This window comes from Rhodococcus sp. NPDC056960, from assembly GCF_042674125.1.
In the GTDB taxonomy this organism is placed as follows: Bacteria; Actinomycetota; Actinomycetes; order Mycobacteriales; family Mycobacteriaceae; genus Rhodococcus_F.
Map to the genome: position 1 here is coordinate 91,127 of NZ_JBHURF010000012.1, position 22,760 is coordinate 113,886.

24 protein-coding genes are annotated in these 22,760 nt (G+C 68.0%); 10 read left to right on the forward strand and 14 right to left on the reverse strand.

All coding sequences use genetic code 11. The annotated features are described in order from the left end of the window. Nucleotides 1-50: 50 nt before the first annotated feature. A complete protein-coding gene (fbaA, locus tag ACFTWF_RS20300) occupies nt 51-1,085 on the reverse strand; it encodes a class II fructose-bisphosphate aldolase (protein WP_378462972.1) in 1,035 nt (344 codons plus the stop codon). Nucleotides 1,086-1,239: 154 nt separating this feature from the next. Here fbaA and ACFTWF_RS20305 point away from each other — a divergent pair, with 154 nt between their 5' ends. Together ACFTWF_RS20305 and ACFTWF_RS20310 are read left to right on the forward strand one after the other, a co-directional pair. Beyond that, a complete protein-coding gene (locus ACFTWF_RS20305; RefSeq protein ID WP_378462973.1) occupies nt 1,240-2,025 on the forward strand; it encodes a VTT domain-containing protein in 786 nt (261 codons plus the stop codon). Between the two features lie 25 nt (nt 2,026-2,050). Further along, nucleotides 2,051-2,716, forward strand: a complete 666-nt coding sequence (locus tag ACFTWF_RS20310) for a DedA family protein (RefSeq protein WP_378462974.1) — start codon at nt 2,051-2,053, stop codon at nt 2,714-2,716. Nucleotides 2,717-2,825: 109 nt separating this feature from the next. On the opposite strand, the gene ACFTWF_RS20315 is transcribed toward ACFTWF_RS20310, so the two are convergent. From ACFTWF_RS20315 to ACFTWF_RS20330, 4 genes are all read right to left on the reverse strand, one after another. Continuing rightward, complete coding sequence (locus tag ACFTWF_RS20315) at nt 2,826-4,181, reverse strand: LLM class flavin-dependent oxidoreductase (protein WP_378462975.1); 1,356 nt, start codon at nt 4,179-4,181, stop codon at nt 2,826-2,828. 67 nt (nt 4,182-4,248) lie between these two features. Beyond that, nucleotides 4,249-5,367 (reverse strand): glycoside hydrolase family 76 protein, encoded by a 1,119-nt coding sequence (locus tag ACFTWF_RS20320; protein WP_378462976.1) that lies wholly within the window; start codon nt 5,365-5,367, stop codon nt 4,249-4,251. Between the two features lie 34 nt (nt 5,368-5,401). Beyond that, on the reverse strand, nt 5,402-6,103 hold the full coding sequence (locus ACFTWF_RS20325; protein ID WP_378462977.1) for a TrmH family RNA methyltransferase: 702 nt from the start codon (nt 6,101-6,103) through the stop codon (nt 5,402-5,404). A gap of 4 nt (nt 6,104-6,107) precedes the next feature. Next, on the reverse strand, nt 6,108-6,710 hold the full coding sequence (locus ACFTWF_RS20330; RefSeq protein WP_378462978.1) for a hypothetical protein: 603 nt from the start codon (nt 6,708-6,710) through the stop codon (nt 6,108-6,110). 113 nt (nt 6,711-6,823) lie between these two features. On the opposite strand from ACFTWF_RS20330, the gene ACFTWF_RS20335 reads away from it, so the two are divergent. After that, the gene (locus ACFTWF_RS20335; protein ID WP_378462979.1) at nt 6,824-7,270 is read left to right on the forward strand and encodes a hypothetical protein; all 447 of its coding nucleotides are present in this window, start codon (nt 6,824-6,826) and stop codon (nt 7,268-7,270) included. Here the strand turns inward: ACFTWF_RS20335 and ACFTWF_RS20340 are convergent. Beyond that, on the reverse strand, nt 7,254-7,979 hold the full coding sequence (locus ACFTWF_RS20340; protein WP_378462980.1) for a lysoplasmalogenase family protein: 726 nt from the start codon (nt 7,977-7,979) through the stop codon (nt 7,254-7,256). The two genes, ACFTWF_RS20335 and ACFTWF_RS20340, sit on opposite strands and share 17 nt — an antisense overlap. Nucleotides 7,980-8,084: 105 nt before the next feature. Between ACFTWF_RS20340 and ACFTWF_RS20345 the strand changes: the two genes are divergently transcribed. After that, complete coding sequence (locus ACFTWF_RS20345) at nt 8,085-8,726, forward strand: ScbR family autoregulator-binding transcription factor (protein WP_378462981.1); 642 nt, start codon at nt 8,085-8,087, stop codon at nt 8,724-8,726. A gap of 7 nt (nt 8,727-8,733) precedes the next feature. On the opposite strand, the gene ACFTWF_RS20350 is transcribed toward ACFTWF_RS20345, so the two are convergent. Continuing rightward, nucleotides 8,734-9,027 carry a hypothetical protein gene (locus ACFTWF_RS20350; protein WP_378462982.1) on the reverse strand — a complete coding sequence of 98 codons (294 nt, stop codon included), beginning with the start codon at nt 9,025-9,027 and terminating at the stop codon, nt 8,734-8,736. A gap of 245 nt (nt 9,028-9,272) precedes the next feature. On the opposite strand from ACFTWF_RS20350, the gene ACFTWF_RS20355 reads away from it, so the two are divergent. Continuing rightward, nucleotides 9,273-10,541: a benzoate/H(+) symporter BenE family transporter gene (locus tag ACFTWF_RS20355; protein WP_378462983.1), complete on the forward strand. Its 1,269-nt coding sequence runs from the start codon at nt 9,273-9,275 to the stop codon at nt 10,539-10,541. 4 nt (nt 10,542-10,545) lie between these two features. Here ACFTWF_RS20355 and ACFTWF_RS20360 read toward each other — a convergent pair whose 3' ends face one another. After that, nucleotides 10,546-11,040, reverse strand: a complete 495-nt coding sequence (locus ACFTWF_RS20360; protein ID WP_378462984.1) for a DUF1992 domain-containing protein — start codon at nt 11,038-11,040, stop codon at nt 10,546-10,548. A 123-nt stretch (nt 11,041-11,163) separates the two neighbouring features. Here ACFTWF_RS20360 and ACFTWF_RS20365 point away from each other — a divergent pair, with 123 nt between their 5' ends. The 3 genes from ACFTWF_RS20365 to ACFTWF_RS20375 all read left to right on the forward strand — a co-directional run bounded on the left by ACFTWF_RS20365 (nt 11,164) and on the right by ACFTWF_RS20375 (nt 13,452). Next, nucleotides 11,164-11,619, forward strand: a complete 456-nt coding sequence (locus tag ACFTWF_RS20365) for an SRPBCC family protein (protein ID WP_378462985.1) — start codon at nt 11,164-11,166, stop codon at nt 11,617-11,619. A 90-nt stretch (nt 11,620-11,709) separates the two neighbouring features. Beyond that, a complete protein-coding gene (locus tag ACFTWF_RS20370; RefSeq protein WP_378462986.1) occupies nt 11,710-12,150 on the forward strand; it encodes a MarR family winged helix-turn-helix transcriptional regulator in 441 nt (146 codons plus the stop codon). Nucleotides 12,151-12,189: 39 nt separating this feature from the next. Continuing rightward, a complete protein-coding gene (locus tag ACFTWF_RS20375) occupies nt 12,190-13,452 on the forward strand; it encodes an MFS transporter (protein WP_378462987.1) in 1,263 nt (420 codons plus the stop codon). 57 nt (nt 13,453-13,509) lie between these two features. On the opposite strand, the gene pyrE is transcribed toward ACFTWF_RS20375, so the two are convergent. The 6 genes from pyrE to ACFTWF_RS20405 form a co-directional block, all read right to left on the reverse strand. Continuing rightward, the gene (gene pyrE, locus ACFTWF_RS20380) at nt 13,510-14,040 is read right to left on the reverse strand and encodes an orotate phosphoribosyltransferase (protein ID WP_378462988.1); all 531 of its coding nucleotides are present in this window, start codon (nt 14,038-14,040) and stop codon (nt 13,510-13,512) included. A 20-nt stretch (nt 14,041-14,060) separates the two neighbouring features. After that, a complete protein-coding gene (locus ACFTWF_RS20385) occupies nt 14,061-14,855 on the reverse strand; it encodes an SDR family NAD(P)-dependent oxidoreductase (RefSeq protein WP_378462989.1) in 795 nt (264 codons plus the stop codon). 67 nt (nt 14,856-14,922) lie between these two features. Next, a complete protein-coding gene (locus ACFTWF_RS20390; protein WP_252190228.1) occupies nt 14,923-15,591 on the reverse strand; it encodes a hypothetical protein in 669 nt (222 codons plus the stop codon). 95 nt (nt 15,592-15,686) lie between these two features. Further along, the gene (locus ACFTWF_RS20395) at nt 15,687-16,634 is read right to left on the reverse strand and encodes a hypothetical protein (protein WP_378462990.1); all 948 of its coding nucleotides are present in this window, start codon (nt 16,632-16,634) and stop codon (nt 15,687-15,689) included. Between the two features lie 142 nt (nt 16,635-16,776). Continuing rightward, the gene (gene clpB / locus ACFTWF_RS20400; protein ID WP_378462991.1) at nt 16,777-19,329 is read right to left on the reverse strand and encodes an ATP-dependent chaperone ClpB; all 2,553 of its coding nucleotides are present in this window, start codon (nt 19,327-19,329) and stop codon (nt 16,777-16,779) included. Between the two features lie 166 nt (nt 19,330-19,495). Continuing rightward, a complete protein-coding gene (locus ACFTWF_RS20405; RefSeq protein WP_378462992.1) occupies nt 19,496-20,578 on the reverse strand; it encodes an alpha/beta hydrolase in 1,083 nt (360 codons plus the stop codon). A gap of 148 nt (nt 20,579-20,726) precedes the next feature. Between ACFTWF_RS20405 and ACFTWF_RS20410 the strand changes: the two genes are divergently transcribed. Beyond that, nucleotides 20,727-21,947 carry a globin domain-containing protein gene (locus ACFTWF_RS20410; protein WP_378462993.1) on the forward strand — a complete coding sequence of 407 codons (1,221 nt, stop codon included), beginning with the start codon at nt 20,727-20,729 and terminating at the stop codon, nt 21,945-21,947. Nucleotides 21,948-22,006: 59 nt separating this feature from the next. Beyond that, complete coding sequence (locus ACFTWF_RS20415; protein ID WP_185728233.1) at nt 22,007-22,759, forward strand: FAD-binding oxidoreductase; 753 nt, start codon at nt 22,007-22,009, stop codon at nt 22,757-22,759. Nucleotide 22,760: the final 1 nt, after the last annotated feature.

A 22,760-nucleotide genomic window follows, 5' to 3' on the forward strand; every position in this document is an offset into this window, starting at 1 on the left:
CGCCTTTCCGGTAGCGGGAACTACCAGAAAGGCGCACGAGCGCGAAGCGCCTATCCGGAGACGGAGCGTCCCGCGGACTTGAGGTCGTTGCAGGCCTCGATGACGCGGGCCGTCATGCCGGCCTCGGCCTTCTTCAGGTAGCTGCGGGGGTCGTAGACCTTCTTGTTGCCGACCTCGCCGTCGACCTTCAGGACACCGTCGTAGTTGCCGAACATGTGGCCGACGATCGGACGGGTGAACGCGTACTGGGTGTCGGTGTCGACGTTCATCTTGACGACGCCGTAGTTCAGCGCAGCCTCGATCTCCGACTTCAGCGAACCCGAGCCGCCGTGGAAGACGAAGTCGAACGGCTGCGAGGTGTCGGACAGACCCAGCTTGGCGGCGGCGACCTTCTGGCCGGTCTCGAGCACCTCGGGGCGCAGCTTCACGTTGCCCGGCTTGTAGACGCCGTGCACGTTGCCGAACGTGGCGGCCAGCAGGTACTTGCCGTTCTCGCCGGTGCCGAGCGCGTCGACGGTCTTCTCGAAGTCCTCGGGCGAGGTGTACAGCTTGTCGTTGATCTCGGCTTCCACACCGTCCTCTTCACCACCGACGACGCCGATCTCGACCTCGAGGATGATGTTCGCGGCCTTGGCCTTCGCGAGGAGTTCCTGGGCGATCTTCAGGTTCTCGTCGATCGGCACGGCCGAGCCGTCCCACATGTGGGACTGGAACAGCGGGTTGCGGCCGGCCTCGACGCGCTGGCGGGAGATCTCCAGCAGCGGCCGGACGAACGTGTCGAGCTTGTCCTTCGGGCAGTGATCTGTGTGCAGGGCGATCGTGACGTCGTACTTCGCGGCGATCACGTGAGCGAACTCGGCGAGTGCGACCGCGCCGGTCACCATGTCCTTGACGCCCAGGCCCGAACCGAACTCGGCGCCACCCGTCGAGAACTGGATGATGCCGTCGCTGCCGGCATCCGCGAAGCCCTTGATGGCGGCGTTGATGGTTTCGGAAGAAGTGCAGTTGATGGCGGGGAAGGCAAAGGAGTGCTCCTTGGCCCGACCAAGCATCTCGGCGTAGACCTCGGGAGTCGCGATAGGCACGGCGGCAGTCCTCCATAAAGTGTCGATTTCGGCGCGCGCGATCAGCGCAGCGCGCGATGTGGTCCTAGCAGTATGGCAATACCGGTAGCGTACGTCTCCCGGTGGCTGTCGCGGCACCTTCGTTTCGGCGCGTCCGCGACACGACGGAAACTCCATGACCTGCAGTATTCCGACAGACGGGGAATACGCCGGTACGCTGAGGGCCGTGATTGTGCAGGCAGCATCGGATTCCGTGACCAACCTCGCGTTGTTGCCGGGATTCCTCGACCCGGTGAACCTCCTCAACTCCTTCGGCACCTGGGTGCTCGTCGGACTCCTCGCGGTCGTCTTCATCGAGTCGGGATTGTTGTTCCCCCTGCTCCCCGGCGACTCGCTCCTCTTCACCGCCGGTCTCATCGCGGCGTCGAAGTCGACGGAGATCGAACCGTTCGCCCCCATCGGGGTGCTGCTGGTCCTGATCCCGATCGCCGCCATCCTCGGCGACCAGGTGGGCTTCTTCATCGGCAGCAAGGGCGGCACCGCCCTGTTCAAGAGCAACGACGCACGCTTCTTCAAGAAGAAGTACATCGACGAGTCGCACGCCTTCTTCGAGAAGCACGGCCCGATCACGATCATCCTGGCCCGGTTCGTTCCGATCGTGCGCACGTTCGCGCCGGTCGTCGCGGGTGCGTCGCGGATGAAGTACTCGCTGTTCCTCACGTACAACATCGTCGGCGGCATCCTGTGGGGAGCCGGCGTGACGATGCTGGGCTACCTGCTCGGGCAGATCGAGTTCATCCGCGACCACGTCGACGTCATCTTCCTGCTGATCGTCCTCGTGTCCGTTCTCCCGATCGTCATCGAGGTGGGCAAGCGCATCCTGAAGGCCCGCCGGAGCGGTGACGACGCCCCGGCGGAGAACGCGCAGCCCGTCACCACCCCCACCGATCCCACCTCCTGAAACCGATCGGGGTAACGCACCGACGATGGTTATCACGGCATCAGGGAGCTTCGGGCCTCTCGTCTCGGCCGGTCCAGCGCTGGTCTGGGTCGTCGTCCTCGCGTTCGTGTTCATCGAATGCGCCGTGATCCTGGGGCTGTTCCTGCCCGGCGACTCCATGCTGATCACCGCCGGAATCGTGCTGGCCAACCACGCGACCGGCGCCGGCCACGTGTGGGCGCTGTCGGTCGGGGCGATGATCGCCGCCATCTGCGGTAACCAGGTGGGGTATGTCATCGGTCACCGCACCGGCAACCGCATCCACGCCCGCAAGGGCGGGAAGTATCTCAACTACACCAACCTGCACAAGGTCAACGTCCTGCTGGAGAAGCACGGATTCTGGGCGGTGCTCGTCGCCCGCTGGATTCCGTGGATCCGCACCCTGTGCCCGCTGGTCGCCGGTGCGGCCAAGATGAACCACACCAAGTACACGATCGCCAGCACCATCGGCGCCGTCTTCTGGGCGCCCGTCCTGCTGCTCATCGGCTTCTACTTCGGCTCGTTCCTCGACCGGGTGTCGTGGCTGATGCCGGCCGTGCTCGCCGGGATGATCGCGCTGCTCGTGATCGGCACCGCCCTCGGGGTGTGGCACTACCGGCAGGAGATGGCGCGGCCACCCGAAGACGTGGCCGTCGAGGAAGTCCTCGACTAGCACCGGGCACTCCCCCCGGCATGCGCCGGGTGCGCCCACGCCGGCGCCCGATGTCACATCCGTCTACTCGAACGGAACGAATGCGACATCGGGCGCGAAAAATACACCGCTACTGCGCGACGGCGCCCGGCACCTCCGCGTACTGACTCTCGGGACGCGGCAGTCCGAAATGATCGCGCAGGGTGGTGCCCGAGTACTCGGTGCGGAACAGTCCGCGCTCCTGCAGAATCGGGACCACTTTCGCCGCGAACACCTCGAGCCCGCCCGGGTAGTACGGCGGCATGACGTTGAAACCGTCGGCGGCGCCCTGGGTGAACCACTCCTCGATGGTGTCGGCAACCTGCACCGGCGTCCCGACGACCACCCGGTGCCCGCGCGCACCGGCCAGACGATGCAGCAGTCCGCGCAGGGTCGGGTTCTCCCGCTCGACGATCCCGGCGATCACCTGCAGGCGGCTCTGCTGGTTGTCCGTGACGTCACCGGCGTCCCCGAACAGTCCGGCAGGCACGGGGACGTCGAGATCGAGGTGCCGCACGCTCGAACCCGTGAGGCTCTCGAGTTGGGCGAGCCCGTACTCGGGTGACGTGAGTTCGTTGAACTCCCGCTCCAGTTCGCGGGCCTCGGCCTCGGTGTCGCCGAGGAACGGGCTGATGCCGGGCAGGACCTTCACGTGCTCCGGGTTGCGGCCGTACTGCGTTGCGCGTGCCTTGACGTCCGCGTAGAACGCCTGCCCGTCCGACAGTCGCTGGTGCGCGGTGAAGATGGCCTCCGCGTACTGGCCCGCGAATGCGCGCCCCTCGTTGGACGCACCCGCCTGCACCAGTACCGGATGTCCCTGCGGTGAGCGGGGTGCGTTGAACGGTCCGCGCACCCGCAGGTGCCGGCCGACGTAGTTGATCTCGTGGATCTTGGACGGATCCGCGTAGATTCCTGCGGCCTTGTCGATCAGGACGGCGTCGTCTTCCCAGCTGTCCCACAGCTTGACCGTCGCGTCGACGAATTCCCGCGCCCGCGCGTAGCGGTCGGCGTGATCGGGGTGGCTGGGCAGTCCGAAATTGGCCGCCGCCAGGTCGGTGCCGGTGGTCACGATGTTCCAGCCGGCCCGGCCGCGGGAGATGTGGTCGAGGGAGGCGAAGAGCCGCGCCAGGTTGTAGGGCTCGAAATACGTCGTGGACGCGGTCGCGATCAGCCCGATCCGCTCGGTGGCGGTCGCGATGGCGGTCAGCAGGGTGATGGGCTCGAGCGCTCCGGCGGCACCGTGTTCGACGTCGCTGCGCAGGGCCGGTCCGTCGGCGAAGAAGATCGCGTCCAGCTTCGCGGCCTCCGCGGTCCGCGCGATGTCCTGGAAGTAGGTGACGTCATACAGCCGTTCGGGCGTGGTGAGCGGGTGACGCCACGCCGATTCGTGGTGCCCGGCCGGGTAGATGAACGCATTGAGACTCAGCTGCCGCTGTTGATCTGACATGACGATCTGTCTAACAGCGGCGGCACCGCGCGGATACGGTTAAGTTTCGCGTGATTCGAACGGTCGCCTACCGGCGCGGATACCCCGCAGCCGACACCATGTGCGCGGCCTCCATCAGCATCCAGCCACCGAGCTGGACGGACAGGTCGCGTTCCGGGATGCCCGACGACCGGACGGTGCCGCCGGTGAACGTCGCGATGCCGCCGTTCAGCCCGGGCAGTTGTGCCTGCTCGGTCCAGTCGTGTCCGAACAGCGGCTGCCCCTCGATCTGCAGCCGGTTCGCCCACGCCGCCTCCGCTGACGACAGCACGAGCTGGGCGGCGATCTCCCGCGCCCGGATGTCGGACGGCGATTCCCACGGCAGCATCACCGCGGTCAGCGCCAGATACCGCGCGAGGATCCCGTTGAACAGTCCGCCGTCTCCCCCACCGCCGCCGTCGATGATCCCGTGGGGTGCGAGGTGCTCGTCGATGGCGTCGACGAGCCGGTGGGTCCGGTTGCGGTGCCGCGGCGAACCGAGGCGGACGGCGAGTTCGGTCTCGAGTCCGAGGACGACGCCCTGGCAGTACGAGTAGATGTTGGTCTCGATTTCACCGCCGGGGTGGATGCCGTCGACGATCAGATTGGTGCGCACGTCACGCAGTGTGTCGTCGATCCAGTCCGCCGTGGCCTGGGCGCGCCACAACTTTCCGGTGCGCGCCAGCATGATTCCCGCGGGTCCGTTGGCCGGGGCGTTGTAGAAGTCCGAACCCTTGCGCCACGGGATACCGCCGCCTGCCTCGGGCGCCCAGGCGTCGAACAGCTGCGATTCCAGCGCCTGCACCGCATTTCTGTTGTCTATGAAGTGCATCCGCTGGGCGCGCTCGAGCGCGATCCCCAGCCAGGCCATGTCGTCGTAGTAGTTGTTGGTCCAGCCCGACAGGTTCCGCACGCGGTGGCTGCGCGCCAGTTTCACGATGCGACGCCGACGCCGCGGCGTCGGGTCCCGTTCGAGCGCGTCGACGGCGCAGTCGAGCAGGTGCGCCTGCCACCAGTAGTGCCAGCTGAAGAACAGCCGCTCGCGCCGCACCGGCGGCCAGGCGACGACGCCGAGGGTCGTGCCCGGGAGGGCCCACAACCGGCGAAGATGCCTGGTCACCACCGCTTCTTCAGCGGCGTCCGCGCGCGCCGACCACGTGTCCTGCATAAGAGTTGATCTTGCCTATTCGCCGGGGGTTCCGCTACCAGGCGCGGTCGAGGTCGGCGTGCTGACGCACCCACGCATGCATGGCGATTCCCGCGGCGACGCCCGCATTGATGCTGCGGGTGGAACCGAACTGGGCGATCGACACCGTCATGGCCGCAACCTCTTTCGCGTGATCGGTGACTCCCGGCCCCTCCTGCCCGAACAGGAGTACACAGTCGCGCGGCAGCCGCGCCGTCTCCAGCGGCACCGACCCGGGCGTGTTGTCGACGGCCACGATGGTGAGACCCCGCTCGCGCGCGAATTCGACGAGACCCTCGACGTCCGGGTGGTGGAGAACATGCTGGTACCGATCGGTGACCATGGCGCCGCGCCGGTTCCAGCGGCGGCGTCCCACGATGTGGACGGAAGCGGCGGCAAACGCGTTGGCGGTGCGCACCACGGTGCCGATGTTGGCGTCGTGACCGAAGTTCTCGATGGCCACGTGCAGCGGATGCCGGCGGCGGTCGATGTCCGCGACGATCGCCTCCCGCGTCCAGTACCGGTAGGCGTCGACGACGTTGCGGCGATCACCCCCGGCCAGCAGTTCGGGGTCGTACCGCGGGTCGGTGGGGACAGGGGCGTCGTGTTCGTCGGACCACGGTCCGACGCCGTTCGGGTTCTCGCCCCATTCGGTGGGACCCGACTCGTCCTGCCCGACCTGCGCCGGCTCCACCGGACCTGCCTCGACTCCGCTCACGACGTCAGAACGTCGTGTTCGAATCGGGAGCGACGGTGAACCCGTGGGAGGTCTCGTCGTTGGTGCAGGTGACGGCCGTGGCGGTGGTGCTGCACGTGTAGCCGAGCTTCGTCAGTTTCGCCCCGGCGGGCAACGCCGCGTCGGGGTCGTCGCCGCCCGAGGTGTAGACGAGTCCGCCGGCGCACATGAACGAGGCCTCACCGTCGTTCTCGACGCGGATGCCGTGGCCCCAGTCGACCATGCAGTCCGCCGGTCGCGGCGGCACCGGGCTCGTCGAGCCCTGGCACCCGGCCTCGGTGCGGTTCGGCAGCTTGATGATGCCGCACTGGAATCCGCCGTCCGGGGACGTGAAGAAGTACGACTCGTTGTGCTCGTACGGGACGTCGACGAGCGTCGTGGTCGGCGCTTCCGTCGTCGTGGTCGGCGGCGCGATCGTGGTGGTCGTGGTGGTCGGCGGAACCGTGGTCGTGGTGGTGGTCACAGGGGCGGCCACGGTGGTCGTCGCGGACGTAGGCGGAGCCACCGCGTCCGAGGACCCACCACACCCTGCGAGCATCATGGCCGAGCCAATGCTCAGACACACCAACGACACCCGACGCCACGCCATACGGCCACCTCCACACACGCTTACCTGCTGCCGACACTGCACTCTAACGGCAGTGCGCCGACGGGGCCGCTTCGGCGAGGTCGGGACGGGTTAACCTGGAGGTGGAGGCACTCGTGAATCATCAGCGCATCGTGCGGACGGTCTGCTTCATCACGGTCGGCTACGTCATCGTCCTCGCCGTCTGGCTGGGATGGTTGATCGAGCACACCCCGCCGGCCACCATCCCGTACCAGATCATGGGATTGGTCGCCGCCTTCGGTTCGGCGCTGGGGTTCGGCATGATGGCCGCCGAGCGCCCGTCCCGAGCCGATCGCAAACTCGAACGGCACGGGCTCGAGGGCTGGGCCCGCATCGAGCACGTCACCCCGATCCGTCCCACTCCCGGCAACGGGGAGCTCACCGAGCTGGACCTCCGGTTGACGGTTCCCGGTTCGGAGAGCTACGTCGGGCGCGTGGTCTACGAGGTGCGGCGCGAGAACGCCACGCGTTTCGTGCCCGGCGAAACCATCACCATCCTCGTGGACCCGAAGGACCGGGACCACATCATGCTCTGCCCGTGACCCGGCGGCGCCCGAGGGCGAGCATCCCCTCGACGAGCAACAGCTGAGCCGCCGCATAGGTGGCGAGAACCACCCCTTCGGCCGCGGCCCGGCCCCGATCGCCGCGGATGAACAAGCGCCGCACCACGATCAGGCCGTCCGAGGCGGTGAACAGCAGGCCGCCCACGCCGAGCCAGCTGCGCCGGTCATGTCCCGGCACCGGCACGTTCGCGACGACGTGCGCGCCGGGCGCGAGGGACGGGTCGGCGGACAGCGTCGACGTGGTACCGAGCAGCGCCCCGTACGCGGTCAGCGGTGTGGCGACGTCCGTCGCCCGGCTGCGGAGCAGGCCCGCGGCACTCGCCCAACCCGCGAGCCGGGAAAGCAACGCGGGCGCGGTGGACCGGGCGCCTCGGCGCAGCAGCAGCGCGGAATACCCGACCTGCATGACGGCGAAGGCGGATGCGCCGCGCACGAGGCGGGCGTCGTCGTCCGGGTCGATCATGAAGACGTCACCCACGGTCGCGGCTGCCAGAGCGCCGAGCAGCAGCGCGGCGTCGGCGGGGTGCGTGTCCGACCGCCGCCGCAGCACCCGCGCGGCGAGCGCGGGCGCGATCACGGGCTTCGCGATCCGCTGCACCCGTTCGCGCCCGGTGACCGCTCCGACGACGGTTGCCAGGGTCGCCCCGGCGAACACCGCGTGCTCGACACCCCAGTTGTACTTCGACATCACGTCTTCCTCCCACACTCGCCGACGTGCCGAGGTTACCGGCACGAACAGTGGTTGACTGGAGAGTGAACGCGACGGACAATGCGCGATTGTGAGGCACAGGTGATGGCAAAGCAGGCGCGCGCGGCAGCCACCCGCCATCAGGTGCTCGAGGGCGCGGCACTGAGCTTCGAGAAGCTCGGGTACGGCGGTGCGAGCCTGAGCGGGATCCTCTCCTATGCCGATGTCACGAAGGGCGCCTTGTACTTTCACTTCGAGTCCAAGGAAGCGCTGGCCTGGGCGGTGATCAAGGAGCAGCACGCCATGGCGATGCTGGCGGCGCAGCGGGTGCTCGCGACGGCGCAGTCACCGATGGAGGCGATCCTGTTGTGCGCCAAGGAGATGGCGCGCCAGTTGCTGACCGAGCCCATCGTGCGCGCCGGGGTGCGGCTCACCCTGGAACTCGGCACGTCCCGCGGCCCGGCCACCGACCCCTACATCGACTGGACCGATGCCCTCGTCGCGCTGGCGGGCAAGGCGAGGGAGGCGGGCGAACTGCGCGAGTCCGTCGATCCCGCGGCGCTGGCCCGGTTCCTGGTCAGTTCGTTCACGGGAATGCAATTGGTGTCCGAGGCACTGAGCGGGCGCGCCGACCTGTACGAGCGCCTGGCCGAGATGTGGACGCTGCTGCTGCCGTCGATCGCGTCGTCCGACATGCTGCCCCGCCTGCTCGAACTCGCCGCATTCCGCGACGACGTCGCCTCCTGATCCGCTCTCAGACTCCGGGCGGGGTCGGATCCGGGGACTCGGGCGCAGCCTGCGGGAGGTCGAGCGGTTGCGACTGTGTCGGCGTCGTCTGGACGACGGCGATGCGCGGAACCTCCGGCGGCGCGTTCACCGAGCAGACCGTTCCGAAGATGCCGAGGCCGCCGAACAACGCCAGCAGTCCGTAGGCCAGGTACGTCGACGTCCGTTCGACCGCCGATTTGGATTCACCTTCCGGCACCGTGGTGGCGCGGCGCACATAGACGGTCCGGGTTTCGCGGGGCATTCGAGTGAGTTCAACCATGTGGCTCTTCTTCGCCTGATTCGTCGTTGCGGATGATGTGGGGCCGACGCTTCGAGTGTGTCGTGGCGGCGCCCGGGTGTCCGTACCCCCAAGGGATGGAAACCGCGCCACCCAGGGGTTCGGCGGCCCGCGGTGGAACCGCGGGGCGAGCGTGGTTATGATCCGGACCACACAACGATGTACGCAATGCGATATTTTTGTCCGCTTTGCGTACATCGTGAGAATTACCGGAGCAGGAAGGCCTCATGACGACCACCGAGGATCCGACTCGCAGCGAAGACGTGCACGCCCGTACCGCTCGCTTCGAACGACCGCCGTGGCCGCCCGCCGGCCCGCGCCGCCTGATCGGCGACCTCGGCGGCACCTCCGTCGCCAACGGGCTGATCGGGTTGATCTTCTCCGCGACGGGCCCCGTGGCCGTGATCCTGGCCGCCGGTTCCGCGGGCGGACTGTCACCCGCACAGATGGCGTCGTGGATCTTCGGCGTCTTCTTCCTCAACGGCATCCTCACCGCACTCGCCAGCTGGCTGTACCGCCAGCCGCTCGCGTTCTTCTGGACGATTCCCGGCACGATCATCGTCGGCGGTTCCCTCACCCACTTGTCGTGGCCGGAGGTGCTCGGCGCGTTCGTCGTCAGCGGACTTCTCATCGTCGCCCTCGGCCTGACCGGGCGGGTGCGGCAGGTGATGGCGATGCTCCCGATGCCGATCGTCATGGCCATGGTGGCCGGAGTCTTCCTGAAGTTCGGCACCGACCTGGTCCGCGCCGTCGGAACCGATGCGGTCGTGGCCGTTCCGATGGTCGTCGCGTTCGTGGTCCTCGGATCCCGGGCCGCGTTCGGGCGGTGGATGCCGCCGATCCTCGGGGCCCTGCTCGCCGGCGCGGCGGCGATCGCGGTGACCGGCCGATTCCGCCTCGACGGTGCGAATGCGCACTGGATCGCGGCACCGATGATCCAGGCCCCGCAATTCACCTGGCAGGCGATCACCGAACTGGTGATCCCCCTGACGATCACCGTCATCGTCGTGCAGAACGGCCAGGGCACCGCCGTGCTGAAGTCGGCGGGTCACGCGGCACCGATGAACGTCGCCACCGTCGCATGCGGGATCTGGTCCCTCGCCGCCTCCGCTGTCGGAGCCGTCTCGACGTGCCTGACGGGACCGACCAACGCCCTGCTGGTCGCGTCGGGGCAGCGCACCCGGCACTACACGGCAGGTGTCGTCTGCGGGCTGCTCGCCATGGTCGTCGGTCTGTTCGCACCGCTGTTCGTGCAGCTGATGCTGGCCACCCCGGTCGCTTTCGTCGCGACGCTCGGCGGTGTGGCAATGCTCAGGGCACTGCAGGGTTCGTTCGTCGCCGCGTTCAGCTCCCGCTACACGCTCGGCGCACTCGTCACCTTCCTCGTGACCGTCTCCAACGTGCAGTTCCTGAACATCGGGGCCGCATTCTGGGGGCTCCTCGCCGGACTGCTCGTGTCCCGGGTGATGGAATCGGGCGACTTCCGGAAAGACTGAGCCGTCACCGTTTCCGCCGCCACCACCTACCGGCCCGGGGCGGATCCGGATCCGGATCCGGGCGCTCTGCTACCGACCGCGTCCGTACCGACCTGTTCTGCTGGCGCCAGGTCGCGACGACGTCGTCCGCGTCGACCGGGCTCACCGGGATCCGGGGACCGGAGGGCGCCCGCACCCAGTCGACGATCTGCAGGTTGAGCTGGGCGACCACGTCCCGCACCGACTGCTCGGACGGCAACCCCCGGACCGTCTCGGGCAATCGCTCGATCTCCTTGCGCAACTGCAACGGGGTGGGGAGCAGCGAGTCGGTGGGCAGATTCTCGCGGCGGAGGTAGTTCTTCACCCACCACAGTTCGTCGTCGACGTCGCCGGCGGGAATCGGTTTGCCCGCGCCGGGCAGGTCGTCGAAGTCGCCGCGCTCCTGAGCCAGCCGGATCTGCTTGTCGATCCAGCTCTCGAAGCTCACCCCGGGAGGTTTGCGCTCGGTCACGGACACCATTCTTCCAGGGCGCGCATCGGTTGCCGCCCCCTTGCCATCGCGCGACGTTAATTTTACTGTGACACAGCGTCTCGGTTACATCCGCCGAGCCGACGGCCCCACAGCCACCCCAGGGAAGAAGCCATGATCGAGATCCATCACTCTGCCATCGCCGGCGCACCGGTCGAGGTCGCATTCGACTACGTCGACGACTACCACCACGTTCCGTCCTGGCTGTTCGGGATCACCCGGTTCGATCCGATCGGCGAACCCGACCGCGGACTCGGAGCCGTGTACGACGCCGCCATGAAGATCGGGCCCAAGACCCTCGGCTCCGTCGTGAAGGTCACCGGGTGGGAGCGGAATGCGCTGATCGAACTGGAATCCGTCGACGGCCTCTACACGCAGTCGCGGTGGCAGTTCGAGGCCGTCGGCGCGGCCGAGACCCGCCTGACGGTCGATTTCCTGTACGACCTTCCCGGCGGCCTCGCGGGCAAGGCACTCGGCAGGATCATCGAGCCGTTCGTCGCGCAGGCGATCCGCCACACCGAGGCCACCCTGCGGCGTCAGATGGAGGAAGGCGCGGGCCGGTCGGCCTGACCCGCGTCCCGGCTGTTCGATTCTTGTTGTGATTACCGGAACAGCCGGCAACCCTATACATAGTTAGTTAGCCTATGTAATATCTTTGGCATGGACGACGACACCCGGCTGCAGAGCCTGCTCGTCGACCTGGTCACGAATTCTCACCGATTCACCAGGCTCGCGAGCTCCTTCGGATCCGAGGACCACCCCCGGCCCTGGACACGCGCCCTCGCCCTGCTCGACGACCACGGCGAACTCCGCATCAGCGAATTCGCCCGCATCGACCGATGCTCGCAGCCGTCCGCCACCGCCCTGCTCCAGAAGCTGGCCGACCGCGGCTACGTGGCCCGCCGGCCCGACCCGGACGACGCCCGGGCAGTCCGGGTATCCATCACCGACTCGGGACGCGACTGGCTGACCGTGGCCCGCCACGAGATCGCGGGAGCACTCGCCCCGCACTTCGCGGACCTCGAAGCCGAGCAACTCGAACGACTGACGCAAGGCCTGTCGGAACTGCGGTCGATCGTCCGGTCGTCCGACCGCACCTGAAAACCACACCACACCACCGCACGACGTATCCCGAAGGAGGTGGCCGTGAGCACCACGACCGTCACGAACAGCACATCCAGCGAGGCACCGCCCAGCCTCCTCCACCAGCCGAAATCGGTGTGGGCAGTCGCGTTCGCGAGCGTCATCGCCTTCATGGGCATCGGCCTCGTCGACCCCATCCTCAAGCCCATCGGCGAGCAACTGGACGCCACGCCGTCGCAGGTGTCGCTGCTGTTCACCAGCTACATGCTGGTCACCGGGGTCGCGATGCTCATCACCGGAGTGGTGTCGAGCCGGATCGGCGCCAAGAAGACGCTCCTCACCGGTCTCGCCGTCATCGTCGTGTTCGCGGCACTGGCCGGCAGCTCCGGCACCATCGGCCAGATCGTCGGCTTCCGCGCCGGGTGGGGACTGGGTAACGCCCTCTTCATCGCCACCGCGCTCGCCGCCATCGTCGGTGCGGCCAGCGGCGGCGTCGCCCGGGCCATCATCCTGTACGAGGCCGCACTGGGGATCGGCATCGCCGTCGGCCCGCTGGTCGGCGGGGTCCTCGGCAACATCAGCTGGCGCGCACCGTTCTTCGGCGTCGCCGCCCTCATGGCCGTCGCGTTCATCCTCATCGTCGTGATGCTGCCGTCCGCGCCCAAGCCGGAACACCGCACGTCGATCGCCGCACCGTTCCTCGCCCTGCGCCACCGCGGCCTGCTCACCGTCGCGATCACCGCACTGCTCTACAACTACGGATTCTTCACACTGCTCGCGTACACGCCGTTCCCGCTCGACATGGGCACGTACTCGATCGGATTCATCTTCTTCGGATGGGGTCTCGCACTGGCCCTCGCGTCGGTGTTCCTCGCCCCGCGACTGCAGCGGCGCTTCGGCACGCTGCCGATGATGATGGTGGCCCTGGCCCTGTTCGCCCTCGACCTCGCCATGATGGCCGCCTTCACCGACAACAAGACCGTACTGATCGTCGGGGTCGTGCTCGCCGGACTCTTCCTCGGTGTCAACAACACCCTCATCACGGAAACCGTGATGATCTCCGCACCTGTCGAGCGGTCGACGGCGTCCGCGGCCTACAGCTTCGTCCGCTTCGTCGGCGGCGCCGCCGCACCGTGGGTCGCGGGCAAGCTCGGGGAGAGCAACATCCACCTGCCGTTCTGGGTCGGCGCCGCCTGCACCGCCGCCGCGATCGTCGTGCTGGCAACGGGACGCACGGTCCTCGCACACGTCGACGACCACGATCCCGAACCGCACAGCATCGAGGAGGCCCTGGCCGTCACGGCCGGCGACGCCGACTGACAACCCCAGGTGAGTGGCAAAGCGTGCCCCGGGACGCTTTGCCACTCACCTGTGCGGTCAGAGGTTCAGGTCGGGAAGGCCGAGAAGCGAACGGTACTCGAGACCCTCGGCCGCGATCACCTCGCCGGCCCCGGTCGCCCGGTCCACGACGGTGGCGACACCGACGACGATGGCCCCGACGTCGCGCAGCGCCTTCACCGCGGTGAGCGGGGAATTGCCCGTGGTGGTCGTGTCCTCGACCACCAGCACACGCTTGCCGACGACGTCCGGGCCCTCGATCTGCCGCTGCATACCATGCGCCTTGGCCGCCTTGCGCACCACGAACGAATCGATCGGCCTGCCCGGTGCGTGCATCACGGCCATCGCCACCGGGTCGGCACCCATCGTCAGCCCGCCGACGGCGTCGAAGTCCCAGTCCGACACCAGTTCACGCAGCAGCTTCCCGATCAGCGGGCCGGCCTCGTGATGCAGTGTGGCGCGGCGCAGATCCACGTAGTAGTCGGCTTCCTTGCCCGAAGACAACGTCACCTTGCCGTGTACAACAGCCAGCTCACGCACCAACGCGGCCAGATCCTCGCGATCACTCATGCCCGAAACCCTACCCAGTCCTACGTGCGGGCACGCCCCCGGCCGAAGACGTTCGTCAACCTCCGGACCAGACTCTTCGGGACGAGCCGACCGACGGTCGTGAGCACCTTGTACTGAAGTCCGGGAATGCTGACGACCTTGCCGTTCTCCAGATCCGCCAGCGACGCCGCGACCACCTGGTCGACACTCAGCCACATGGGCTTCGGGATCGAGCTCATCTCGATTCCCGCGCGCTCGTGGAACTCGGTACGGATGAATCCCGGGCACAGCGCCTGGATCCGCACCCCCGTGCCGCCCAGCCCGTTCGCCAATCCCTCGGAGAACGAGATGACGTACGCCTTGCTCGCCGAATAGGTCGATCCCCGCCCGGACAGCAGGCCGGCGACACTGGCCACGTTGAGCACGGTGCCGTTGGCGGCCGCGATCATGGCGGGCAGCGCGGCGCGGGTCAACTGCATGACGGCGGTGACATTGACGTCCAACTGCGACTGCAACAGTTCCGGCGTCGCGGTCCAGAATTCACCCGAGGTGCCGAATCCTGCGTTGTTGACGAGTACCTCGACGCCCTTGCCGAGACGCTGCGCCACCTCCTCGCGTCCGGCCGCGGTCGCGAGATCGGCTTGCAGGACCTCGGATTCGGTGTCGAACAACGCCTTCATCTCGTCGGCGAGGTCGCGGAGCCGGGTCTCGTCACGGGCGACGAGGACGAGGTCGTAACCGAGAGACGCGAACTTCCTCGCGAAACCGGCACCCAGCCCCGAAGTCGGGCCGGTGACGAGGGCAACAGGTCGGGCGGAACTGGAGGGCGTCGACATACCGGTGACGGTAGCAAGGCGCTGCGCGCTCGTGCGCGGTTGACGATTCTCCGGACCCGTCAGTCACTCACGGGCGCGGAGCGCCCGGGCGCGGCCGGCTCGGGTCGTGGTGCCCGCGGTCGAGTCCGCCCGGCTCCGTGACCGGAGGCAGGACGTGCAGGATGCCGGACAGCCTGGCGACGGCCTCGATGGCCGAATCCCACTCCCGGCCGCTGCTGCCGATGGGTAGCGAACCGAGGGTCCATTCGCGTTCGCTCCACAGCATGTTCACGTGCGGCGGCACCGACTCGGTGAACGCCACCATGCGCTGATCGCAGACCCTGCGGGCGATCTCGAGGTCGGTGGCGAACACGACGCGCGGTCCGATGGCACCGAGGAGTTCGAGGTCCGAATCTTTCGGCGGCGGGGTCGACTTGAGACGCAGGTCGATGTCGACGTCCGAACCCACCCGGCGACGCACCGCGACGATGGTCGCGGTCTCCTCGAGGTCGAACAGGATGAACTCCTCGCCCCGGCGTTCGCCCTTCACTACGTCGATGGCACTGAGGTACTCCTGCTTGGCCAGTGCGGCGCGGTGGAACTGGGCGGGCAGCCGGTCTTCGACGTTGTCGTACGTGTAGCCCTGGGCCTTGGCCCAGATCTGCCGCACCCGACCCGTCTGGTCACGACGCGACCGATCGAAATAGAGCAGCGCGCACGCGCCTGCGAGTGCGATCAACGCCAGCAAAAACCACATTCCGGTCATCGGTGTTCAGCCTAGCGAGTCAACGGCGTAACGAGGGTAAGCGGTACCCGGACACCCCGTGTCGGTTTTCGCCGGACTCATGATCGTCAGTTACCACCGAGCTTGGGGAGCTCCGTGCTGATGATCGTCTCGGCCGTCATCGTGCCGTTCTCGACCTTCGTTCCCTGCACCATGACGGTGAAACCGGGCTTCAGGTCGGCGACCGTGGCCCCGTCGAGGGCGATCACATTCGTCTGCGCATTCGTCTCGACCCTCACCTGGGAACCGCCGATGACGTCGAGGGTCAGCGTGGAGCCGTCGTTGGCGCTGATCGTTCCGAACGCGGCGCCCGCCGCGCCGATGGCCTCACCGATGCCGCCGGGAAGTTGGTCGAGCGGCGACTCCGACGTGGTCGACGGCGGCGGTGTCGTCGTCTTCGGCGGCGCGGTCGTGGCGGGCGGACGGGACGTGGTGGGACCCGCCGCGGTCGTGCTCGAGGAGTTGTTCGGCGCCGTCGTGAACAGGGCGACGCCGAAGCCGATGACCGCGATCAGCAGCAGCGCAGCAGCGGCGGCCGCGATCCACGTGCCGATGCGGCGGGGCTTCTTCTCCTCGGCGGTCTCGGCGGCCGGCTGATTCTGGTAGCCGGGGTTCTGGGCGTTCGGATATTGCCCCGTCGCATAGCCGCCCGGGTACTGCTGGGCGCCGTACGTCGGGTACGCCTGCGTGGCGTTCGGCGGCGGAGCCTGCTGGTCGTACCGCGGGTCGTAGGTCGGGTAGGCCTGCGTCGGGTGCGGCTGGTTCTGCCCGTACGCCGCGGTCGGGTCGGACGTGTAGAACTGCTGGGTGCGCTCGTCGGCCGGGCCCATGTGCTCGGTGCGCTGCTCGGGCGACCCGAGGTGCTCGGTCCGCTGGTCCTGCCTCGACCAGGCCTGGGTGGCGGGATCCGGCTGCGTGCCGTCGGGCGTCCACGACTCGGTACCGTCGGGTGTCCACGGCTCGGTGCCGTCGTACGCGCGTTCCTGCGGGGTGCGCGGGTCGTCGGGGTTCGTCATGATCGGCCCCTCCCTCGGGTTCGTGTGGCCGGTGTCCAGCGGTTACGGACGGTCCAGGGTAACGGCGAAACTTAAGACATCGCTGTGAAAACCCAGGTGAGTGGCACGGTGTGCGGGGCACACCGTGCCACTCACCTGGGGGTCAGCCGAGGACGAGCGCGTCCCCGGTCTCCGACACCTTCACCGGAACGGTGTCGCCGTCCTGGACGTCACCGGCGAGCAGCAGCTTCGCGAGCTGGTCGCCGATGGCCTGCTGGATCAGCCGGCGCAACGGCCGGGCCCCGTACATGGGGTCGTAGCCGCGCACTGCCAGCCAGAAGCGGGCCGAGTCGGACACGTCCAGCGTCAACCGCCGCGCCTCCAGCCGCTTCGACAGCTGCGCGAGCTGGATGTCCACGATCGACTCGAGCTGCTCCTCCGACAGCGGTTCGAAGATCACGACGTCGTCGAGCCGGTTGATGAACTCCGGCTTGAACGCGTGCCGCACCGCGTCCATCACCTGCTCACGCGAACCACCCGCACCGAGGTTGGACGTGAGGATCAGGATCGTATTGCGGAAGTCGACGGTGCGTCCCTGCCCGTCCGTCAGGCGACCCTCGTCGAGGACGGCGAGCAGGATGTCGAACACGTCGGGGTGTGCCTTCTCCACCTCGTCGAACAGCACCACGGTGTACGGACGCCGCCGCACGGCCTCGGTGAGCTGACCGCCCGCCTCGTATCCGACGTATCCGGGCGGGGCACCGACGAGCCGGGCCACCGAGTGCTTCTCGCTGTACTCGGACATGTCGATGCGGACCATGGCGCGTTCGTCGTCGAACAGGAAGTCCGCGAGGGACTTCGCGAGCTCCGTCTTACCGACGCCGGTGGGTCCGAGGAACAGGAACGAACCGGTGGGCCGGTTGGGGTCGGCGACTCCGGCGCGGGCGCGGCGGACCGCATCCGACACCGCGACGACGGCCTCTTCCTGACCGACGACCCGCTTGCCGAGCTCGGACTCCATCCGCAGCAGTTTGGCCGTCTCGCCTTCCATCATGCGGCCGGCGGGAATGCCGGTCCACGCCGCGACCACGTCGGCGACGTCGTCGGGACCCACTTCCTCCTTGAGCATGACGTCGCCGTCGGCGGCGGCACCGGACTCGCGGGCGGCCTGCTCGAGTTCCTTCTCGAGCTGCGGGATCCGCCCGTAGCGCAGCTCCGCGGCCCGGCCGAGGTCGCCGTCGCGTTCGGCGCGTTCCTCCTCGCCCCGCAGCGTCTCGAGCTGTTCCTTGACCCCGCGGACGGAGTCGATGGCCTGCTTCTCGTTCTGCCAGCGGGTGGTCAGCTGATTGAGCTTCTCCCGCTCGTCGGCGAGTTCCTGACGCAGCTTCTCGAGCCGGTCCTTCGACGCCGCGTCGGATTCCTTCTGCAGCGCCATCTCCTCGATCTCGAGGCGGCGGACGATGCGTTCGACGGTGTCGATCTCCTCGGGTCGCGAGTCGATCTCCATCCGCAGCCGGGACGCGGCCTCGTCCACGAGGTCGATCGCCTTGTCCGGCAGGAACCGGGACGTGATGTAGCGGTCGCTGAGCGCGGCGGCCGCGACGAGCGCGGAGTCGGTGATGCGCACACCGTGATGCACCTCGTACCGTTCCTTGAGCCCGCGCAGGATGCCGACCGTGTCCTCGACCGAGGGTTCGCCCACCAGCACCTGCTGGAATCGGCGTTCGAGGGCAGCGTCCTTCTCGATGTACTTGCGGTACTCCTCGAGCGTGGTCGCGCCGACGAGCCGCAGCTCACCGCGGGCGAGCATCGGCTTGATCATGTTGCCGGCGTCCATCGCGGACTCACCGGTGGCACCCGCACCGACGATGGTGTGGAGTTCGTCGATGAACGTGATGACCTGGCCGGCCGAGTTCTTGATGTCGTCGAGGACGGCCTTGAGCCTCTCCTCGAACTCGCCGCGGTACTTGGCGCCCGCGACCATCGAACCGAGGTCGAGGGAGATCACCGACTTGCCGCGCAGCGATTCGGGGACGTCGCCCGCGACGATGCGCTGAGCGAGCCCCTCGACGATCGCGGTCTTGCCGACGCCCGGCTCACCGATGAGCACCGGGTTGTTCTTGGTCCGGCGGCTGAGAACCTGCACGACGCGGCGGATCTCGTTGTCGCGGCCGATCACCGGGTCCAGCTTGCCGTTGCGGGCCGCCGCCGTGAGATCGGTGGAGTACTTCTCGAGGGCCTGGTAAGTCCCCTCGGGATCCGGGCTGGTGACGCGCGCGCTGCCGCGGACAGTGGTGAACGCGTCACGCAGCGCCTCGGGGGTGGCGCCGTGCCGCCGCAGGAGCCCGGCGACGTCCGACTCCCCCGTCGCCAACCCGACCATGAGGTGTTCGGTCGACACGTATTCGTCGTCGAGTTCGGTGGCGAGATGCTGCGCGGTCGTGAGCGCGGCGAGCGCCTCGCGGCCGAGTTGTGGTGTCGTCGTGGCGCCGGTCGTCTTGGGCAGCCGGTCGACGAGATTCTGCGCTTCACGATGCACCTCGGCGGGATCGACGCCGACCGCCTTGAGGAGCGGGGCGGCGATGCCGTCGGTCTGGTCGAGCAGGGCCACGAGCAGATGTGCGGGCCTGATGTCGGGATTACCGGCCGACGACGCCGACTGGAGCGCAGCGGTCATCGCGGCCTGGGTTTTGGTGGTCGGATTGAACGAGTCCACTGGTCACCTCTTCTGGCGTTGTAGAGCGGTTCGCCGCCGGGGCCGTGAGGCACGTGGCGACGCTGTCATCTTCTTAACGCGCGAAGGGTTGAGTCTGTTCCGCTCAACTTTGAAAACTTTTCGCCATCCCATCATCCCGCCCCACGGTGGTCCGCGGGGCGAGAAGTCAGGCGTCGATCGCGGCCGCCATCATCGGCCACGACGTGGAGAGGTCGTCCCGCCAGTACCCCCACGAGTGCGTGCCGACCGGCCGGAGGTCGACCGTTGCGGGAATGTCCAGGGCGCGGAGTTTCTCCGCGAGCCGCATCGTGCAGTCGTTGGTGACGGCCTCGATGACACCGCCCACCACGACCTGTGTCGCGAGAGCCCGGCGGTCGCCGCCGACGGTCGAGGCGCCGAGGGTGTCGTACGGTCCCGGCAGTCCGCTGCCGTTGGAGATGTAGAGGGTGGTCCCCCGCAGCTTGTCGGCGTTCACGTACGGATCGTTCGCCGCCCACAGCGGGTCGTCGGCCGCACCCCACATGTTCTCGGGGTTCCCACCGAAGTCCGACACCGTGATCTCGACGAACCGGCGCGCCACCGGGTCGCTCGTCATCGCGCAGCCGCTGTACGCCCCGACGCTCTGATACAGCCCGGGCCGCGAGATCGCGAGGTTGAGCACACTGGTGGCCGACATGGACAGCCCGGCGATGGCGTTCTTCCCGCTCGTCTCCAGCGCCGAGTCGACGATGGGCGGCAGTTCCTCGGTCAGGAACGTCTGCCACTTGTTCCGCCCCAGCTTCGGATCGTCGCGCTGCCAGTCGGCGTAGTAACTGGACTGCCCGCCGAACGGGATGACCACGTTCACGTTCTTGCCGGAGAAGAACTTCTCGACGTCCGCCTTCTGCTCCCAGCCGTACTGTTCGGAGTTGCCCTCGACGCCACCCAGCATGTAGACGGTCGGGCGCTTCTGCGACGTGGCCCGGATGACGCGGACGGTGACGTCCTTGTCCATCGCGGTCGAGTGGACGGTGAGGTTCATCTGAGTGTCGCCGACCGCGGCGACCCCGACCAGCCGCGAGCCGTCGGGCGCCGCGTCGGCGGTGATCGATTCGATCGTCGCCCGGGGTTCCGCCGACGCGACCGTTCCGAGACCAGGCGACATCAGGGCGCCCGCTACGGTCACGACGGCGGCAACCCGGCGAACCGATACTGCGCTGCGTATCCCCCCACGAAACCGACCTCGATCCCGCGCAACGCCAACTCTCATCGAGCCCCCCTCGGTAACACGGTCCGATTCTCGATGCACATCGTGCCCTGCCGGTGGTCACCGCCCGAGAGCGACCCACCGAAATGCGCGAGGAAGCCCCCGAACCGGCCGTTGCCGTAACCCGAAGTCCCCGCGAGAGACGGCTAGAATGCGGGTGTTCGCATCACCACGCACGCCAACAGGGGACGGCTTGACACGAGATTGCCTCGATCCGCTCGTGATTTCGCGTCTGCGCGCCAGCTTTTCGTCGATCGTGTCCACCGATCAGGGGCACAGTCGGCTCACGACGACGTTCTATTCCACCCTTTTCGCCGAGCACCCCCACTTCCGGGCGCTCTTCCCGGCCGCCCTGGATCAGCAGGGTCACCGCCTGTTCCAGGCACTGCAGTTCGTGATCGACAACCTCGAGGACGCCGATCGCGTTCTCGGTTTCCTCAGCCAGCTCGGCCGTGACCACAGGAAGTACGGCGTCGAGGGCAGGCACTACTTTCTGTCCGGCAACGCGCTGCTCGTCGCGGTGCGGACTTCCTTCACGCAGGCCATCTGGACGCCGTCGCTGACCGCGGCCTGGACGGAGCTTCTCGACGTCCTCCTGCACACGATGGCCGACGCGGCTGACAACGACGACCTGCCTGCCGCGTGGGGCGCCACCGTCGTCGATCACGAACGCCGCCTCGACGACCTCGCCATCGTCCGGCTCGAGACCGACTCCCCCATCCCCTACGGTGCGGGCCAGTACCTCAGCGCGTCCATCCCGCAGCGGCCCCGGATGTGGCGGTACCTGTCGCCGGCCATCCCCGCCAACCCGTACGGACAGCTCGAGTTCCATGTGCGCCGCGTGTCCGGCGGGTGGGTCAGCCCCGCCATCGTGAACGAGACACAGGTCGGCGACCGCTGGTTGCTCAGCTCCCCACTCGGCGGGCTCGAGGTCGACCGGGACAGCGGGCAGGACGTCCTGATGATCGGTTCGGGGACGGGCATCGCACCGCTGCGCGCGCAGGTGATGGAGATGGCCATGCGGTCGAACAACCCGCGGGTTCACATGTTCGTGGGCGGCAGGTACCCGTGCGACCTGTACGACATCGAGACCCTGTGGCATCTGTCACTGAGCAATCCGTGGCTGACCGTCGTCCCCGTGTCCGAGGAGGACGAGGACCCGTGGTGGCACACGGCGCCCGCCCCCGAGGCGCCGCCGGGGTTGCATCAGCGACTCCAGGGGCAACTCGGCCGCGTCGTCGCCCGGTTCGGGTCGTGGGCGGACCGGCAGATTCAGATCTCCGGTTCGCCGGCGATGATCAAGACCACCGTGTACGCCCTGCAGGGCGGCGGCACACCGCTCGAACTGATCCGGCACGACCCCCTCGTCTAGCAGGCAGCCAGACGCCGCCCATCCGCAATCCGGTTCGACAGTCGGGAGAGCATCGCCCCATGCACGCCACGCAGACCACCTGGACCAGCACCGTCGTCGAACATCATCGCCTGCGGCACGACCTCGCCGTGATCCGCCTGGTCGGCGATTACGTTCCGTTCGCGCCGGGCCAGTACGTGGACGTGAGCGTGCCCCAGAATCCGCGGCTGCTGCGCAGGCTCTCCCCCGCCCTTCCACCGTCGCGCGACGGCAAGCTCGAATTCCACGTGCGCACCGTCCCGGGCGGCTGGGTCAGCGGCGACATCGTCACGGAGACCTCGCCCGGCGACCAGTGGCAGATCCTCGAACCCCGCGGCACGATGACCGTCGACGAGGACGGACCGGACGTCATCATGATCGCCGGCGGCACCGGCCTGGCCCCGTTCCGATCGATCCTCCTGGACCTGTCGCGCAGGCCGAATCCGCCGCGGGTGTTCCTGTTCACGGGAGATCGGACGCCGCGCGACCTCTACGCGTCCGACATGCTCTACCTGCTGCTGCAGAATCTGCCGTGGCTCACCGTCATTCCCGTCGTGGAGAACGTCGTGGATCCGGACTGGACCGACGAATGGTACGAACGCACCAGAGTGGACGTGGGGTTCACCGAGGACGATCTCATCGAGGGCTCGCTGCCCGACGTCGTGACGTCGTACGGTGCGTTCACCGAGCACCAGGTGCTGGTGTGTGGTTCGGCGGCGATGGTCCGCGCCACCCTCGACCGTCTCCGGGACACGGGAACGCCCACGGAGAACATTCAATTCGACCCGTACTGAG

Bases quoted from the DNA above. Each gene is read 5' to 3' on its own strand.
- ACFTWF_RS20370 (WP_378462986.1), top strand. From the start codon at position 11,710: ATGGACGACGACACCCGGCTGCAGAGCCTGCTCGTCGACCTGGTCACG.
- ACFTWF_RS20405 (WP_378462992.1), bottom strand. From the start codon at position 20,578: ATGAGAGTTGGCGTTGCGCGGGATCGAGGTCGGTTTCGTGGGGGGATA.
- ACFTWF_RS20345 (WP_378462981.1), top strand. From the start codon at position 8,085: ATGGCAAAGCAGGCGCGCGCGGCAGCCACCCGCCATCAGGTGCTCGAG.
- ACFTWF_RS20340 (WP_378462980.1), bottom strand. From the start codon at position 7,979: ATGTCGAAGTACAACTGGGGTGTCGAGCACGCGGTGTTCGCCGGGGCG.
- ACFTWF_RS20390 (WP_252190228.1), bottom strand. From the start codon at position 15,591: ATGTGGTTTTTGCTGGCGTTGATCGCACTCGCAGGCGCGTGCGCGCTG.
- ACFTWF_RS20320 (WP_378462976.1), bottom strand. From the start codon at position 5,367: ATGCAGGACACGTGGTCGGCGCGCGCGGACGCCGCTGAAGAAGCGGTG.
- ACFTWF_RS20310 (WP_378462974.1), top strand. From the start codon at position 2,051: ATGGTTATCACGGCATCAGGGAGCTTCGGGCCTCTCGTCTCGGCCGGT.
- ACFTWF_RS20355 (WP_378462983.1), top strand. From the start codon at position 9,273: ATGACGACCACCGAGGATCCGACTCGCAGCGAAGACGTGCACGCCCGT.
- ACFTWF_RS20410 (WP_378462993.1), top strand. From the start codon at position 20,727: ATGCGGGTGTTCGCATCACCACGCACGCCAACAGGGGACGGCTTGACA.
- ACFTWF_RS20330 (WP_378462978.1), bottom strand. From the start codon at position 6,710: ATGGCGTGGCGTCGGGTGTCGTTGGTGTGTCTGAGCATTGGCTCGGCC.
- pyrE (WP_378462988.1), bottom strand. From the start codon at position 14,040: ATGAGTGATCGCGAGGATCTGGCCGCGTTGGTGCGTGAGCTGGCTGTT.
- ACFTWF_RS20395 (WP_378462990.1), bottom strand. From the start codon at position 16,634: ATGACGAACCCCGACGACCCGCGCACCCCGCAGGAACGCGCGTACGAC.
- ACFTWF_RS20385 (WP_378462989.1), bottom strand. From the start codon at position 14,855: ATGTCGACGCCCTCCAGTTCCGCCCGACCTGTTGCCCTCGTCACCGGC.
- ACFTWF_RS20360 (WP_378462984.1), bottom strand. From the start codon at position 11,040: ATGGTGTCCGTGACCGAGCGCAAACCTCCCGGGGTGAGCTTCGAGAGC.
- ACFTWF_RS20315 (WP_378462975.1), bottom strand. From the start codon at position 4,181: ATGTCAGATCAACAGCGGCAGCTGAGTCTCAATGCGTTCATCTACCCG.
- ACFTWF_RS20350 (WP_378462982.1), bottom strand. From the start codon at position 9,027: ATGGTTGAACTCACTCGAATGCCCCGCGAAACCCGGACCGTCTATGTG.
- ACFTWF_RS20365 (WP_378462985.1), top strand. From the start codon at position 11,164: ATGATCGAGATCCATCACTCTGCCATCGCCGGCGCACCGGTCGAGGTC.
- ACFTWF_RS20415 (WP_185728233.1), top strand. From the start codon at position 22,007: ATGCACGCCACGCAGACCACCTGGACCAGCACCGTCGTCGAACATCAT.
- ACFTWF_RS20305 (WP_378462973.1), top strand. From the start codon at position 1,240: ATGACCTGCAGTATTCCGACAGACGGGGAATACGCCGGTACGCTGAGG.